The 12,956-nt window shown below is 65.9% G+C and carries 17 protein-coding genes and 3 tRNA genes; 6 read left to right on the top strand and 14 right to left on the bottom strand.

The annotated features are described in order from the left end of the window. Positions 1-26 precede the first annotated feature (26 nt). From secE to A5678_RS19605, 9 genes are all read right to left on the bottom strand, one after another. On the bottom strand, positions 27-482 hold the full coding sequence (gene secE, locus A5678_RS19645) for a preprotein translocase subunit SecE (protein ID WP_068045466.1): 456 nt from the start codon (positions 480-482) through the stop codon (positions 27-29). Between the two features lie 147 nt (positions 483-629). Next, positions 630-702 (bottom strand) — tRNA-Trp (locus A5678_RS19640). 144 nt (positions 703-846) lie between these two features. Next, positions 847-1,353: a (3R)-hydroxyacyl-ACP dehydratase subunit HadC gene (gene hadC / locus A5678_RS19635; RefSeq protein WP_068045464.1), complete on the bottom strand. Its 507-nt coding sequence runs from the start codon at positions 1,351-1,353 to the stop codon at positions 847-849. A gap of 3 nt (positions 1,354-1,356) precedes the next feature. Then, positions 1,357-1,785, bottom strand: a complete 429-nt coding sequence (gene hadB / locus A5678_RS19630; protein WP_068045461.1) for a (3R)-hydroxyacyl-ACP dehydratase subunit HadB — start codon at positions 1,783-1,785, stop codon at positions 1,357-1,359. Further along, the gene (hadA, locus tag A5678_RS19625; RefSeq protein WP_068045458.1) at positions 1,772-2,251 is read right to left on the bottom strand and encodes a (3R)-hydroxyacyl-ACP dehydratase subunit HadA; all 480 of its coding nucleotides are present in this window, start codon (positions 2,249-2,251) and stop codon (positions 1,772-1,774) included. The genes hadB and hadA overlap by 14 nt, the downstream gene beginning before the upstream one ends. Before the next feature lie 49 nt (positions 2,252-2,300). Beyond that, complete coding sequence (rpmG, locus tag A5678_RS19620; protein WP_007167776.1) at positions 2,301-2,468, bottom strand: 50S ribosomal protein L33; 168 nt, start codon at positions 2,466-2,468, stop codon at positions 2,301-2,303. Positions 2,469-2,510: 42 nt separating this feature from the next. Continuing rightward, positions 2,511-2,584 (bottom strand) — tRNA-Met (locus A5678_RS19615). 52 nt (positions 2,585-2,636) lie between these two features. Then, a tRNA-Thr gene (locus A5678_RS19610) sits at positions 2,637-2,709 on the bottom strand. 73 nt (positions 2,710-2,782) lie between these two features. Beyond that, on the bottom strand, positions 2,783-2,992 hold the full coding sequence (locus A5678_RS19605; protein ID WP_068045455.1) for a type II toxin-antitoxin system VapB family antitoxin: 210 nt from the start codon (positions 2,990-2,992) through the stop codon (positions 2,783-2,785). Positions 2,993-3,101: 109 nt separating this feature from the next. Here A5678_RS19605 and A5678_RS19600 point away from each other — a divergent pair, with 109 nt between their 5' ends. From A5678_RS19600 to A5678_RS19580, 5 genes are all read left to right on the top strand, one after another. Next, entirely contained in the window at positions 3,102-3,815 is a 714-nt protein-coding gene (locus A5678_RS19600; RefSeq protein WP_068045452.1) for an MBL fold metallo-hydrolase, read from the top strand. Between the two features lie 69 nt (positions 3,816-3,884). Continuing rightward, positions 3,885-4,718, top strand: coding sequence for a hypothetical protein (locus A5678_RS19595; RefSeq protein ID WP_068045449.1), 834 nt, complete (start codon positions 3,885-3,887; stop codon positions 4,716-4,718). 20 nt (positions 4,719-4,738) lie between these two features. After that, complete coding sequence (locus tag A5678_RS19590; RefSeq protein WP_068045446.1) at positions 4,739-5,434, top strand: crotonase/enoyl-CoA hydratase family protein; 696 nt, start codon at positions 4,739-4,741, stop codon at positions 5,432-5,434. A gap of 50 nt (positions 5,435-5,484) precedes the next feature. Further along, entirely contained in the window at positions 5,485-7,947 is a 2,463-nt protein-coding gene (locus tag A5678_RS19585) for a molybdopterin oxidoreductase family protein (RefSeq protein ID WP_068045444.1), read from the top strand. Continuing rightward, positions 7,944-8,423 carry a hypothetical protein gene (locus tag A5678_RS19580; protein WP_068045441.1) on the top strand — a complete coding sequence of 160 codons (480 nt, stop codon included), beginning with the start codon at positions 7,944-7,946 and terminating at the stop codon, positions 8,421-8,423. The genes A5678_RS19585 and A5678_RS19580 overlap by 4 nt, the downstream gene beginning before the upstream one ends. 104 nt (positions 8,424-8,527) lie before the next feature. Here the strand turns inward: A5678_RS19580 and A5678_RS19575 are convergent, their stop codons facing one another. From A5678_RS19575 to A5678_RS19565, 3 genes are all read right to left on the bottom strand, one after another. Then, positions 8,528-9,523, bottom strand: a complete 996-nt coding sequence (locus A5678_RS19575; RefSeq protein WP_068045438.1) for a patatin-like phospholipase family protein — start codon at positions 9,521-9,523, stop codon at positions 8,528-8,530. A 1-nt stretch (position 9,524) separates the two neighbouring features. Further along, positions 9,525-9,992: a cyanase gene (gene cynS, locus A5678_RS19570; RefSeq protein WP_068045436.1), complete on the bottom strand. Its 468-nt coding sequence runs from the start codon at positions 9,990-9,992 to the stop codon at positions 9,525-9,527. An 87-nt stretch (positions 9,993-10,079) separates the two neighbouring features. After that, positions 10,080-10,595, bottom strand: a complete 516-nt coding sequence (locus A5678_RS19565; RefSeq protein WP_068045432.1) for a nitroreductase family protein — start codon at positions 10,593-10,595, stop codon at positions 10,080-10,082. A gap of 178 nt (positions 10,596-10,773) precedes the next feature. Here A5678_RS19565 and A5678_RS19560 point away from each other — a divergent pair, with 178 nt between their 5' ends. Further along, on the top strand, positions 10,774-11,640 hold the full coding sequence (locus tag A5678_RS19560) for a cyclopropane mycolic acid synthase family methyltransferase (RefSeq protein ID WP_068045428.1): 867 nt from the start codon (positions 10,774-10,776) through the stop codon (positions 11,638-11,640). A gap of 22 nt (positions 11,641-11,662) precedes the next feature. Here A5678_RS19560 and A5678_RS19555 read toward each other — a convergent pair whose 3' ends face one another. Beyond that, positions 11,663-12,097 carry an SRPBCC family protein gene (locus A5678_RS19555; RefSeq protein ID WP_068045425.1) on the bottom strand — a complete coding sequence of 145 codons (435 nt, stop codon included), beginning with the start codon at positions 12,095-12,097 and terminating at the stop codon, positions 11,663-11,665. Continuing rightward, positions 12,097-12,930, bottom strand: a complete 834-nt coding sequence (locus tag A5678_RS19550; RefSeq protein WP_068045422.1) for a lysophospholipid acyltransferase family protein — start codon at positions 12,928-12,930, stop codon at positions 12,097-12,099. Before A5678_RS19550 ends, A5678_RS19555 begins: the two co-directional genes overlap by 1 nt. Between the last annotated feature and the right edge of the window lie 26 nt (positions 12,931-12,956).

Raw genomic sequence — 12,956 nt, 5'->3', positions numbered from 1 at the left:
GTTTTCAGTCCTCTCTATCTTCTCGCTCAGCCGAACACCAGCAGCACCAGCTTGGTGAGGCCGAAGTCCGCGAGGCCGACCAGCGCCACCATGAAAGCCAGGAACGCCAGCACCACGGATGTGTAGGTGAGCATCTGCTTGCGGTTGGGCCAAATAACCTTCCGCATCTCCGCAACCACCTGCTTGAGGTAGTTGTAGACGAAGACGAACGGGTTGGCCGAACGGTCACCGGGCTTCCTCGGCTTTTTGGCCTTCTTGGCTTTGGCGCCCTTGGCGGACTTGTCCTCCTTGGCAACCTCAACCTCGTCCGCCGACTCTACGTCGGCGTCCTCGCCGGCATCGGCCGCTCGCTGCCGGGATCGTTTGCCGGTGGGGCGCTGCGGCCGCGTCACCACAGCGGTCCGACCGCCGTTCGCGCGGTCGTCCTCCCTGTCAGCGCCGTCGCTTGTGGCGTCGTTGGCTGCGTCGCCTTCGTCGCTCACCGCATGCTCCTTAAGTTTGCTAGTTTCCCGCAGGCCGTGCCCGTGGTTGTGGGCACCATTCCAGTGTCCACCATGGCACGCCCTTTCTATTGTCCGGCTCCTCCTCGGGCCATTCCGGCCCGCATCGTCGCCGGACGTCGTGTTCAGCAGGGGCGACAGGACTTGAACCTGCAACCTGCGGTTTTGGAGACCGCTGCTCTGCCAGTTGAGCTACGCCCCTTTGCGGTTGGCAGGCCAACCTGCGCTTACCTACCGGGGCTTACATGACACGCGCGCCTTCCGATTGCTCGACTCACGGAAAGCGCGCTAATGCTGGGAAAACCCCGAGGTCCGAGTGTACATCCACGCGCGAGCCAGATACTAATTACGCCGTTCTGACGACCTGGCCGGACTCAGGGTCCCAACGCAGGTTGGATGAGGCCGCCTGGTCGTTGAACTGGCTCATCAACGTGGTGTAAGCCTCCATGACCAACTCGCCATCGTCATTGGTGCAGATGTTCTTCGTGACGACGATGTCGGCGCCGAACCGCTCGTCCACCGACAGGATGTCCATCCGGGCCCACAGCTTGTCGCCGGCCTTGATCGGCTGGGCGAACACGAACCGCTGGTCGACCTGGACGATCACCAGGGTTTCCATGCCGATGTCGACGTGCCGGAAGAAATCCAGCTGGACCAGCTTGGCGAAGATGGTCGCGAAGGTCAGGGGCGCGAGGATCGCGTCGTGGCCGAGATCGGCGGCCGCGGCTTCGTCGAAGTGCGACGGGTGGCGGTTCTTGACGGCCAGCGCGAACTGGCGGAGTTGCTCGCGGCCGACGACGAAGTAGTCCGGGTAGCGCCAGATCATTCCCCGGATGTCTGTTTTGAGCGCCATGGGTTACGCCAGCGTTGCGGACGCGATAGCCCTGCCGAAGATCTTCTTGCCGCCGGTGGTGGCCGTGAGCGCGATGGTCACGGACTTGGTCTCGGGATCGACGGACTTGACCCGCCCGCTGAAAACCAGCTCGGCGCCCTTACCGTCGTTGGGCACCGGCACGACGGCGGTGAACCGCACGTTGTACTCGGTGACCGCGCCGGGGTCACCGATCCACGAGGTGACGTAGCCGCCGCCGATGCCCATGGTCAGCATGCCGTGCGCGATCGCGGTGTCCAGCCCGACGACCTTGGCCATCTCGTCGTCCCAGTGGATCGGGTTCAGGTCGCCGGAGACCCCCGCATAATTCACCAGGTCCTGACGGGTCAGCGGGTAGGTCCGCTCGGGGAGCTGGTCACCGACCTTCACCGAGCTGAACTCACGCAGTGGCATCAGAAAATCCCTCTTCTCCATCCTCGCCGGCACGGCCCGCCAGGGTCGTGTAGGTCTCCTGCACTACATCACCGGCCTCGTTGGTGATGATGTTCTTGGTCACGATGATCTGGGTGCCGTGCGAAACCCGCATCGAGTCCACGTAGACATCGCAGTACAGCTTGTCGCCCGCCACGATCGGCGTATTGAACTTCAGCACCTGGTCGACCTGAACGATCTGCGCGTCATGGACGGCGATATTGGCGTGCTTGAAGAACGCCGTCTGCGCCTTGTAGCCAAACACGCAAATGAACGTCAGCGGGGCCAGCAGCCCGTCATACCCGAGTTCGGCCGCCGCCTTCTCCTCGAGGAATGCGGCGTCGTCGTTCTGCACGGCGACGGCGTGCTCGCGGATCTTTTCCCGCTCCACGACGTAATAGTCGGGATAGCGGTAGTGCATACCGACGATGTCTTCGGTTAACGGCACGGCTCTAAAATCTACCTAGTCGATCTGAATAAACGGTCGCGGGTCGCCGCTAGCGCGTCTCTCGGTGCGCCTGGTGCTTGCCGCAGTTCGGGCAGAACTTCTTGAGCTCCATGCGGTCCGGGTCGTTCCGGCGGTTCTTCTTGGTGATGTAGTTGCGGTGCTTGCACACCTCGCAGGCCAAGGTGATCTTCGGCCGCACGTCGGTACTGGAAGCCATGACGGTTCTCTCTCAAATCTCTCAAAGTGCATTGTTGTGTTGTAGCGATGGCCGGACTCGAACCGGCGACCTAACGATTATGAGTCGTTCGCTCTAACCGACTGAGCTACATCGCCTCTGCCCACCCCTTTTGGGGTCGGGGCCGCCACGCCTGCTCGGCGTCCGCCGAGCCCCCTAACGGAATCGAACCGTTGACCTTTTCCTTACCATGGAAACGCTCTACCGACTGAGCTAAGGGGGCCGTTCACCCGAATCGGCAGTGCCGCGGGCCTAAAAGAGGGTACAACCTGGCTCGCAGCCGGTCCAAACGGGCTTTAGGCCCCGCCCTCGCCGCTCCGGCGGAGCTGCCACGCGCTGAGGTCGCTGAACTCGTCGTAATCTTCGCCCGATTCGTCGGCGTCGGCTCCGGTGAGCAGGGTGCGCAACGCGAGGTTGACGGCCTCGCGGGCATCCGCCAGCTGGAAGCGGCGTATCGCCTCGTCAATCAGATCGACGTCGATCTCGATCTCGACCTTCTTCCTCATGCGCCAACAATACCCACTGAACAGACCCCCAATCGATGCTCACACGTGGTGTTTCGCCAAGTTCGAGGCGGCGCTGCGGACCCTCGCGGGCACGTCCTAGTCTGGTCACGTGTCAACGGACCGGCTGTACTTTCGTCAACTGCTCTCGGGGCGCGATTTCGCCGGCGGCGACATGTTCGCGACCCAGATGCGCAACTTCGCCTACCTGATCGGCGACCGCGAAACGGGCGATTGCGTGGTGGTCGACCCCGCCTATGCGGCCGGCGAACTGCTCGACACGCTGGAGGCCGACGGCATGCACCTGTCGGGAGTGCTGGTGACCCATCACCATCCCGACCACGTGGGCGGATCGATGATGGGCTTTTCGCTGCAGGGCCTGGCCGAGCTGCTGGAACGAAAAGCCGTGCCGGTGCATGTCAATACCCGTGAGGCGCAATGGGTTTCGCGAGTCACCGGGGTCAGCCTCGGCGACCTCACCGCCCACGAGAATCACGACAAGGTCAGCATCGGCGACATCGAGATCGAGTTGCTGCACACGCCCGGTCACACGCCCGGCAGCCAGTGTTTCCTGCTGGATGGCCGCCTCGTGGCCGGTGACACGTTGTTCCTGGAGGGCTGCGGCCGGACCGACTTTCCCGGCGGGGATTCCGACGAGATGTACCGCAGCCTGCAGCAACTCGCGACCTTGCCCGGCGACCCGACGGTTTTTCCCGGGCACTGGTATTCGGCCGAACCGAGCGCATCGTTGTCGGAAGTCAAGCGTTCCAACTACGTTTATCGCGCCGCGGATCTGGCCCAGTGGCGAATGCTGATGGGCGGCTGAGGCGGGCGGCGATCGCTCGATCGGGACGAGCCGGCAACCGGCCTGTGATATAAGCGGAAGGTGGATTCCATGGGGTGGATCCAGGACGGCTGGCACGGAATCACGCACGTCGGGTCCAGCACCTGGATCGCGTGGGCGGCCTGGGCCGCAATCGCGCTAGCCGTCGTCACCCTGATCTTCACCAACCGGCAGATCACCCGCAATCGTCGACTGGTCGCGGAGCAGACCCGGCCGCAAGTGGCGATGTTCATGGAACCGCACCCCGCCGACTGGCACGTGATCGAACTGGTGGTCAGGAACTTTGGTCAAACCGCCGCGTACGACATCACGTTCTCGTTCATGAATCCGCCGACGGTCGCCGAATACGAACACGCCACCGACGGTTACGCCGACGTCGCCGAACTGCGGCTCCCCCGCGAGTTGCCGGTGCTGGCTCCCGGCCAGGAATGGCGCATGGTGTGGGATTCGGCGCTCGACCGCGCTGAGATCGGCAGTGGCATCGAATCGCGCTTCACCGGCACCATCAGCTACTTCGACCGGCCGAAACGCCCGCAAGGGCGCCGGTTCTGGGAGCGCGAACGCGTTCCGCTGGAAACCAAGGTGGTGCTGGACTGGGACTCGCTGCCGCCCGTCCAGCGCATCGAGCTGATGACCACCCACGACCTGGCGAAGCGGGAGAAGCAGAAGCTGGAGCTGCTGCGCGGGCTGCTGACCTACTTCCACTACGCCAGCAAGGAAACCCGTCCCGAGGTGTTCCGCAGCGAGATCGAACGGATCAACGGCGCGGTGCGGGAAACGCAGGACAGATGGCGCACCCGCCAGCTCGACGAGCCCACCGATGTCAGCCTGCGCTGGGGCGAGGCCGAGGACGAGCTGGGCAAACACCACAGTCAGCCCGCGTGACGGCAAGGAGCCAGCAACCGATGAGCGGCCCGGTCCACTACAGCCTCAAGGATTCCATCGCGGTCATCAAGATGGACGACGGCAAGGTCAACGCCCTGGGTCCGACGATGCAGCAGGCGCTGGGCGAGGCGATCGACCGGGCCGACGCGGACAACGCCGGGGCGTTGGTGATCACCGGCAACGAGCGGGTGTTCAGCGGCGGATTCGACCTGAAGATCCTGACATCGGGCGAGGCGCAGCCGGCGATCGACATGCTGCGGGGCGGCTTCGAGCTGGCCTATCGGCTGCTGTCGCATCCCAAGCCGGTCGTGATGGCCTGCACCGGCCACGCCATCGCGATGGGGGCTTTCCTGTTGTCGTCCGGCGACCACCGGGTGGCCGCGCACGCGTACAACATTCAGGCCAACGAGGTGGCGATCGGCATGGTCATCCCGTACGCCGCCCTGGAGATCATGAAGCTGCGGCTGACGCAGTCGGCTTATCAGCAGGCGGCCGGGCTGGCCAAGACGTTCTTCGGTGAGACCGCGCTGGCCGCCGGCTTCGTCGACGAGATCGTGCTGCCCGAGATGGTGGTGAGCCGCGCCGAGGAGGCCGCGCGCGAATTCGCCGGTCTGCGCCAACATGCCCATGCCGCAACGAAGTTGCGCGCCCGCGCCGACGCTCTGAAGGCCATCCGCGCCGGGATCGACGGCATCGAGGCCGAGTTCGGGCTGTAAAGCGCCTGACCACCACGTTTCGGACCGCGGCGGCCGGGTACGCCCCCGGCGTGACAGTAGACCGGATCGCCGACCCGTGGGGAACGCGGACACCGTACGAACCGGGCACGCCGTGGCCCGAGCGGGTCGACACCTACCTGGCCGACGGCGTCACGCCCGAGTCGGTGGACCGTTGGGTGCAGTCGGCGGCGGTATTGCATTCCAACGGTGACGGCCTGGACATCGCCGTCAAGGACGGACAAATCGTCGGGGTGCGGGGACGCGCCGTCGACCGGGTCAACCACGGCCGGCTCGACCCCAAAGACCTGTTCGGTTGGCAGGCCAATAATTCGCGAGACCGGTTGACCAGCCCGATGATTCGAGTCGGCGGCGACTTGAAGCCGTGCGACTGGGACACGGCGATGGACCACATCGTGGCTCGCAGTAGACAACTGCTCGACAGCTACGGCCCCAGTTCCATCGGGTTCTACACCTCCGGGCAGTTGTTCCTCGAGGCGTACTACACCCAGGGGGCCATCGCGCACGGGGCGATCGGCACCAACCACGTCGACGGCAACACCCGCCTGTGCACCGCGACGGCGGCCGAGGCGCTCAAGGAATCCTTCGGCTGCGACGGGCAACCGGGCTCCTACACCGACGTCGACCATGCCGACGTCATCGCGCTGTTCGGCCACAACGTCGCGGAGACGCAAACGGTGTTGTGGGCCAGGATGTTGGACCGGCTGGCCGGCGACTCACCGCCCTCGATCGTGTGCGTCGATCCCCGGCTCACGCCGGTTGCCCGGCACGCCACCGTTCACCTCGCTCCCCTGCCCGGCACCAACGTCGCATTGATGAACGGCCTGCTGCACGAGATCATCGGCCACGGCTGGATCGACCGGGACTACATCGACACGCACACAGTCGGTTTCGACGAGCTGCGCAGCCGGGTCGACGAGTTCCCACCGGAACGGGTCGCCGAGATCTGCGGGGTGCCGGCCGAGGACATCCGGCGAGCGGCGCGGCTACTGGGCACCGCCGAGCGGTTGCTGTCCACCGTGTTACAGGGCTTCTATCAATCGCACCAGGCGACCGCGGCGGCCGTGCAGGTCAACAACATCCACCTGGTGCGCGGCATGCTGGGCAAGCCGGGCTGCGGTCTGCTGCAGATGAACGGGCAGCCGACCGCGGAGAACACCCGCGAGTGCGGCGCGGACGGGGACCTGGCCGGCTTCCGCAACTGGTCCAACGACTCCCACATCAAGGAACTGGCGAAGTTGTGGAACCTTGAGCCCCTGCAGATTCCGCACTACGCCCCGCCGACCCATGCCATGCAGATGTTCCGCTTCGCCGAGGAGGGGACCCTGCGGATGTTGTGGGTCACCGCCACCAATCCCGCAGTGTCGCTGCCGGAGTTGCCACGAATCCGCGACATCTTCTCCCAGGAGCGGCTGTTCCTCATCGTGCAGGATATCTTCATGACCGAGACCGCCGCACTCGCCGACGTGGTGTTGCCCGCCGCGGCGTGGGGGGAGAAAACCGGCGCCTTCACCAACGCGGACCGCACCGTGCACCTGTCCGAAAAGGCGGTGGATCCACCGGGTTCCGCACGTTCAGACCTTGATATCTTCCTGGACTACGCGCGGCGGATGGACTTCCGCGACAAGGACGGCCAACCGTTCCCGCCGTGGACCGATCCCGAGTCGGCGTTCGAGGCGTGGAAGGAATGCACCGCGGGCCGGCCGTGCGACTACACCGGCCTGAGCTACGAGAAGCTGCGCGGCGGCAGCGGCATCCAATGGCCGTGCAACGCAGAGCATCCCGACGGTACCGAACGGCTCTACGCCGACGCGAACTTCTGGGCGACACCGGACTACTGCGAGGCCTACGGCAAGGACCTGATCACGGGCGCCCCGTTGCAGCCCGATGAATACCGGTCCATGAATCCCTTCGGCAAGGCCATCATCAAGGCGGCCGAATACGTTCCCCCGCATGAGCGGCCCAGCCCCGAGCATCCGTTCGTCTTGATCACCGGCCGCACCGTGTACCACTTCCACACCCGAACGAAAACCGCTCGGGCACAACAACTTCAAGATGCCGCGCCCGAGGTGTGGGTCGAGGTGTCGGAACCCGACGCCCGGCGATTGGGCATCGGCGAGGGCGACCTCGTCGAGGTGAGCACGCCACGCGGCTGCGTCACCTGCGCCGCCCGAATCTGCGGCATCCGCGAGGGCGTCCTGTTCGTGCCGTTCCATTACGGCTACTGGGACACCGGCAACAAGGCCCATCAGCGGGCCGGCAACGAACTCACGGTCACCGATTGGGATCCGGTTTCCAAGCAGCCGATCTACAAGACGGCCGCCGCCCGGCTCCAAAAGAGCCGGAAAGCCCGAGGGGGCCATGCCGAAACAAACGGCGCCGCGCATGCGCCGACCACCACGGCGTCCGCGCCGGTCAATGGGGCGGTGCCCGCCACGACGGGCGGCGCGGCCGCCGGCGTGACCGAGGTGCTGACAACCGGAGGCCGGCGATGAAGCTCAAAATGGCGATCCGCGAGCTGCACCGCTCCGAACGCAAGCTGGCGCACAATCTGAACCTGGTGGCCGCGCGGCACCACAGCGACCAGGACGTCAATCACCTGGCGCGCGACCTGGCCGGCTGGTCGCAGCAACACCTGAACGAGCTGGCCGAGCATGGCCGCCGCTACGGTCTGCGCCTGTCCGCCGAGCCCCGCACCCGCGCGATCACCGGAGCCGTGCAGTCGCGGATGAGCGGCATGCTGCGGCACCGTCCGGAGCCCGGACTGGTGCTGCTCGCCGACCTGCGGCGGATTCACCGCCTGGCGGCGGGGGTGTCACTGGATTGGGAGCTGCTGGCCCAGGGCGCGCAGGCCGCCAGGGACTCCGAACTGCTGAGCGTGGCGTCGCGCTGCCACCCGGAGACGTTGCGCCAGATGCGCTGGGCCAACGCGATGCTGAAGGAACTCTCACCGCAGGTATTGATGAACTAATGGCGAACGCGGTGGCCGCTGCCAGCCGCCACCGCGTTTCCTTCGCCTCCTCGCCGCCAGTGTGACACGTGCGCGACGTGCAGTCACTTCACTTCCGCGCCGATTCATCGGAACCGGTCCAGATACGCCGGCCAGTCCCAGGTCGACAGGAAGTCCTGCGCGGCCGCATAGCCTCTGTCGCAGAGCTCTTCCAGGCGGCCCCGGGATATGCCGAAGTCGAGAACGCTCACGTCGGTGGATGCGACCCCGATGGTGCGGCACTTGACCCACGGCAGGCTCAGCTGCGCCTGGTCATGGCCGACCAACATGGTGGTGAACAGGCTTTGCAGCAGAGCGGACTGCTTGAGGAAGCGCAGCGGCCGCAACGCGGGGAACACCTGTTCCACGCCCTCGGCGAGCTTGGGCATCACCGTGATCCCGAACGTCGGCCAGCGCGGCGATTTGCCGTCGGTGCGGTCCAGCGAGTCGATCGGGAAATTCGACAGCACCCCGCCGTCGACAAGGTTGGACGTGAGCCCCAGGGTGTCGGTGAGCCTGACCGGCGGGTAGAAGAACGGGATCGCCATCGAGGCGCGGACCGCGTCGGCGACGGGCTGCTCGTCGGGATCGAGCCCGTAGAGCCGCTGATAGTCCCAGGGCAGTCGCACCAGCTGCGCGGCGGTGACGTCGGCGACCGTGACCGCAACCTTATAGCGCCGTTCGGGAGGCAGGTCGCCGTCGTCGAGGGCCAGATCACCGAACGTGACCACCCCGAGGTTCTTCAGCTCGCTGCGGATCCACTCGTGGGCGAAATCGCCGCGGTACATGGCCGTGTCCCGAACCAGCCCCCACGCGGACCCGACGAATGGCACCGGGCCCGCGTCGCGCCAACTGCGCAACGGCACCGACAGCGCGAGCTCTCTGAGCTGACCACTGGTCAGTTGATTTCCCTTGGACGCGGCCGCCGAGATCACCGCGACCACCGATCCGGCCGAAGCGCCGGACACCCGATAGGCCGAGTACCCGGCATCCATGAGCGCGGTGACCGCGCCGACCAGGCCGATGAACTTCACGCCCCCGCCGGAGAGAACGAGGTCTACCGGTTTCGCCTCGGCGGGCATCTCAGGTTCCTGCCGAAATCCATTGATAAGGAAGGAATTTGCCGTCCAGTGTCACCACGACGCGATCGCCGGACGGGTGCGATTTCTTCTGCAGGTCGACGCTGAAGTTGATCGCGCTCATGATGCCGTCGCCGAACTGTTCGTGTATCAGCTCCTTGATGGCGCCGCCGTAGACCTGCAGGGCCTCGTAGAAGCGGTAGATCGTTGGGTCGGTCGGCACGGCGGTGGGTAACCCGCCGCGCATGGGCGGTGCCGCCAGCACGGGCACCACCGACTCGTCCAGGTCTAGCTTCTCGGCGAGAATCGTTGCCAGCTCAGCGGGAATGGGGTGTTGGCCCAGTAGCGCCGAGGTGGTCCATACCACCGGCCTGTCGATGGCCTCGGCCAGCTGTTGCCACGTCAGGCCGAGCCTGAGGCGGGCCAGGACGATCTGTTCGGTGATCTCGTGTCTGTTCATGGCCCCCAGCATGCACGCCGGCGGCGGCGCTGTGTCGGAACCATGAGGTGCTTCCGATCTTGATATCGCGGGCCATATCAAAAGCGGGGACGGGGGTCCTCACCAGCGACCGTGGTGGACGACCTCGGCGAAGGGCCGCCGATTGGGCGTGCGGATCGGGGTGAGCGGACGGTCGGCGGGATACCCGACGCCCAACAGAAAGGCCACCAGCCGGTCCTCGGGGACACCGAGGATGGCGCGCGCCTTCTCCTGGTCCCCGACCGACGAATGCCCGGTCCCGATTCCCAGGTCGGTGGCCGCGATCATCATCGCCATCGTGGCCTGCCCGACGTCATAGTTGTCGGTGATCACCCTGCGCTCGTCGGGCGGCACGGGCACCACGATCGCGATCGCGGCCGCGGCCGCCGCGATGTGTCCGGCGCCCTGCCAGACGGTCGACAGCTGCTGCAGCTGCGCCCGGTCGGTGACGATCACGAAGTCCCAAGGCTGCCGGTTCTTTGCCGACGGCGCGCGCCACCCCGCCTCCGCGATGCGGTTCAGGTCGTCTTCGGAAACCGGATCCGGCTTGTACTGCCGGACGTTGCGCCGGGCGCGGATCGCGTCCCAAGCCTCCATGTGCCCCTCCTCAATTTCTAGCCGCCTCCCGCTAAACGGGAGTAGCCTCACTCGAATTCCCCGAATACGCCCGCTGAAGTTTGATTCCGGCCCTTCCGGGAAGCCACGCTGAACCAGCTGCGCCGCGCGCTCGTGTACAGCTGAATGGCCCCGGATTCAGAAAGGCGCGTAGCCCCGCATGACGGAGAACCTGACGCCGCACTTCGAGGAAGTCCAGGCGCACTACGACTTGTCCGACGACTTCTTCCGGCTGTTCCTTGACCCCACAATGACCTACAGCTGCGCGTACTTCGACCGCATGCGCGATATCCCGCTCGAAGAGGCGCAGCTCCGCAAGATGGACCTGGCGCTCGGCAAGCTGGGTTTGCGGCCCGGGATGACGCTGCTGGACGTCGGCTGCGGGTGGGGCGGCACGATGCGCCGCGCGCTCGAGAAGTACGACGTGGACGTCATCGGCCTGACGCTGTCGGAGCACCAGGCCGCCCACGTGCAGAAGATGTTCGACGCGATGACCACCACGCACAGCAGGCGGGTGTTGCTGCAGGGCTGGGAACAGTTCGACGAGCCCGTCGACCGGATCGTCTCCATCGGCGCGTTCGAACACTTCGGGTACGACCGCTACGACGATTTCTTCGAAAAGGCCTATCACCTGTTGCCCGACGACGGGGTGATGCTGCTGCACACGATCACCATGCTGACCCCGGAGCAGATCGTCGAGCGCGGCCTCCCGATGACCGAAGAGCAAACCAGCTTCAACAACTTCATCGCCACCGAGATCTTCCCGGGCGGCCAGTTGCCGCCGATCGAGATGGTGGAGTTCCACGCCTCGAAGATGGGCTTCAACCTGGCCCGCAGGCAGTCGCTGCAACTGCACTACGCCCGAACGCTCGACCTGTGGGCCGCGGCGCTGGCGGCACACCGGAACGAGGCGATCGCGATCCAGTCCGAGGAGGTGTACCAGCGATACATGAGGTATCTGACCGGTTGCGCCAAGGCTTTCCGGGACGGCTACATCGACATCAACCAGTTCACACTGGCCAAGTAGGCGTATTCACCGGCGCGGCAGGTTACGACTCGACGAGGCGGCGAAGGTTTTTCAGGCTCTCGTCGAGGGAGCGGCCGACCCAGAACGCCGCCACCCGATCCGCGATCAGGCCGAGCAGCCCGCCCTCCGAGCTGTAGGCGAGCCGAAAGGTCACCCGGGTTCGGCCCGGTCCGGCGTCGCGCAACCGGAACCGGCCCCGCTGTGTGACGCCAGTGATGTTGATCCAGGCCAGATCTCGGGCCGCATTGAACTCCACCACTTCGGCGATGCCGCCCACCGGGATCGACCCGATCTTCCACAGCACCGTGTAGCGGGCACCCACCCGGGCCGGGCCCTCGGTCAGCGTCTCCCAGCGCTCCAGGTGCGGCAGGAACGAGGGATAGCGATCCGGGTCGCTGAGCACCTTCCACACGGTGTCGCGGTCCGCGTTGACTACGATCCGCCGTTCGACGCGCATCAGCCGATCACCGGTAATCGGCGTTCGGCGGCCAGCCGATCGACACCGGCCTGCAGGCTGGCGATCACCTCGTCGTACACCGCCTGGTCATCGTCGTGCACTGCGATCGGCTCCTGCACCTCGATGACGATCTTGGCGGGCAACGGGATGTGCCCCAGCAGGTCGCTCACGTTGAGGCCCCACGGCAGCGCCAGCGAGATCGGCACGCTCTTGAGCCGGACCACCTTGTCGAGCAGCAACAGTTTGGCCAGCCACTGCGCGCGGCCGAGGAAGAATGCGGTCTCCTGGCCGCCGACGCTGGCCACCGGCACGATCGGCACGCCGGTGTCGCGGGCGAGTCGCACGAAGCCTTTGCGGCCACCGAAGTCGACGACGTGCCGCTGCCAGGACGGCCGGAAGACCTCGTAGTCGCCGCCCGGGTACACCAGCACGGCGGCACCGGATTCCAAAGCGAGACGGGCGTTTTCGGGGCTAGCCGCCACCGTGCCGAATTTGCGCAACCAGCGCAGCGGTGGATAGAGGGTGACCAGGTTGTGCGCGAGCTGATAGAACGGGCGCTCCACCCCGAAGTACGAGCAGAACGCCAGGGTGAAGACGAACGTGTCGGGTGGGACGTTGCCGCCGCTGTGGTTGCCGACCAGCAGCACCGGGCCGTGCGGCGGGATGCGGTCGAGTCCGCGGACGTCGGCCCGGAAGTACAGCGACGCCACCAGCCAGGTGCCGGGCAACTGGTCCCGGATGAAGTCCGGGTCGCGCTGATCCAGGTCCGCCTTGGGAACCCGGTCCCCGATCTGCCTACTCGCCCACCCGATGGCATCCGCGACGCCGGCCATGGTCTCAGCCTGGCACAGCGGAGCCG

This window comes from Mycobacterium sp. E2733, assembly GCF_001667585.1.
In the GTDB taxonomy this organism is placed as follows: Bacteria; Actinomycetota; Actinomycetes; order Mycobacteriales; family Mycobacteriaceae; genus Mycobacterium.
This window is presented reverse-complemented; position numbering and strand designations above follow the sequence as displayed.

Bases quoted from the DNA above. Each gene is read 5' to 3' on its own strand.
- hadC (WP_068045464.1), bottom strand. From the start codon at position 1,353: ATGGCGCTCAAAACAGACATCCGGGGAATGATCTGGCGCTACCCGGAC.
- hadB (WP_068045461.1), bottom strand. From the start codon at position 1,785: ATGCCACTGCGTGAGTTCAGCTCGGTGAAGGTCGGTGACCAGCTCCCC.
- rpmG (WP_007167776.1), bottom strand. From the start codon at position 2,468: ATGGCTTCCAGTACCGACGTGCGGCCGAAGATCACCTTGGCCTGCGAG.
- A5678_RS19605 (WP_068045455.1), bottom strand. From the start codon at position 2,992: ATGAGGAAGAAGGTCGAGATCGAGATCGACGTCGATCTGATTGACGAG.
- A5678_RS19595 (WP_068045449.1), top strand. From the start codon at position 3,885: ATGGGGTGGATCCAGGACGGCTGGCACGGAATCACGCACGTCGGGTCC.
- A5678_RS19590 (WP_068045446.1), top strand. From the start codon at position 4,739: ATGAGCGGCCCGGTCCACTACAGCCTCAAGGATTCCATCGCGGTCATC.
- A5678_RS19580 (WP_068045441.1), top strand. From the start codon at position 7,944: ATGAAGCTCAAAATGGCGATCCGCGAGCTGCACCGCTCCGAACGCAAG.
- A5678_RS19575 (WP_068045438.1), bottom strand. From the start codon at position 9,523: ATGCCCGCCGAGGCGAAACCGGTAGACCTCGTTCTCTCCGGCGGGGGC.
- cynS (WP_068045436.1), bottom strand. From the start codon at position 9,992: ATGCTGGGGGCCATGAACAGACACGAGATCACCGAACAGATCGTCCTG.
- A5678_RS19565 (WP_068045432.1), bottom strand. From the start codon at position 10,595: ATGGAGGCTTGGGACGCGATCCGCGCCCGGCGCAACGTCCGGCAGTAC.
- A5678_RS19560 (WP_068045428.1), top strand. From the start codon at position 10,774: ATGACGGAGAACCTGACGCCGCACTTCGAGGAAGTCCAGGCGCACTAC.
- A5678_RS19555 (WP_068045425.1), bottom strand. From the start codon at position 12,097: ATGCGCGTCGAACGGCGGATCGTAGTCAACGCGGACCGCGACACCGTG.
- A5678_RS19550 (WP_068045422.1), bottom strand. From the start codon at position 12,930: ATGGCCGGCGTCGCGGATGCCATCGGGTGGGCGAGTAGGCAGATCGGG.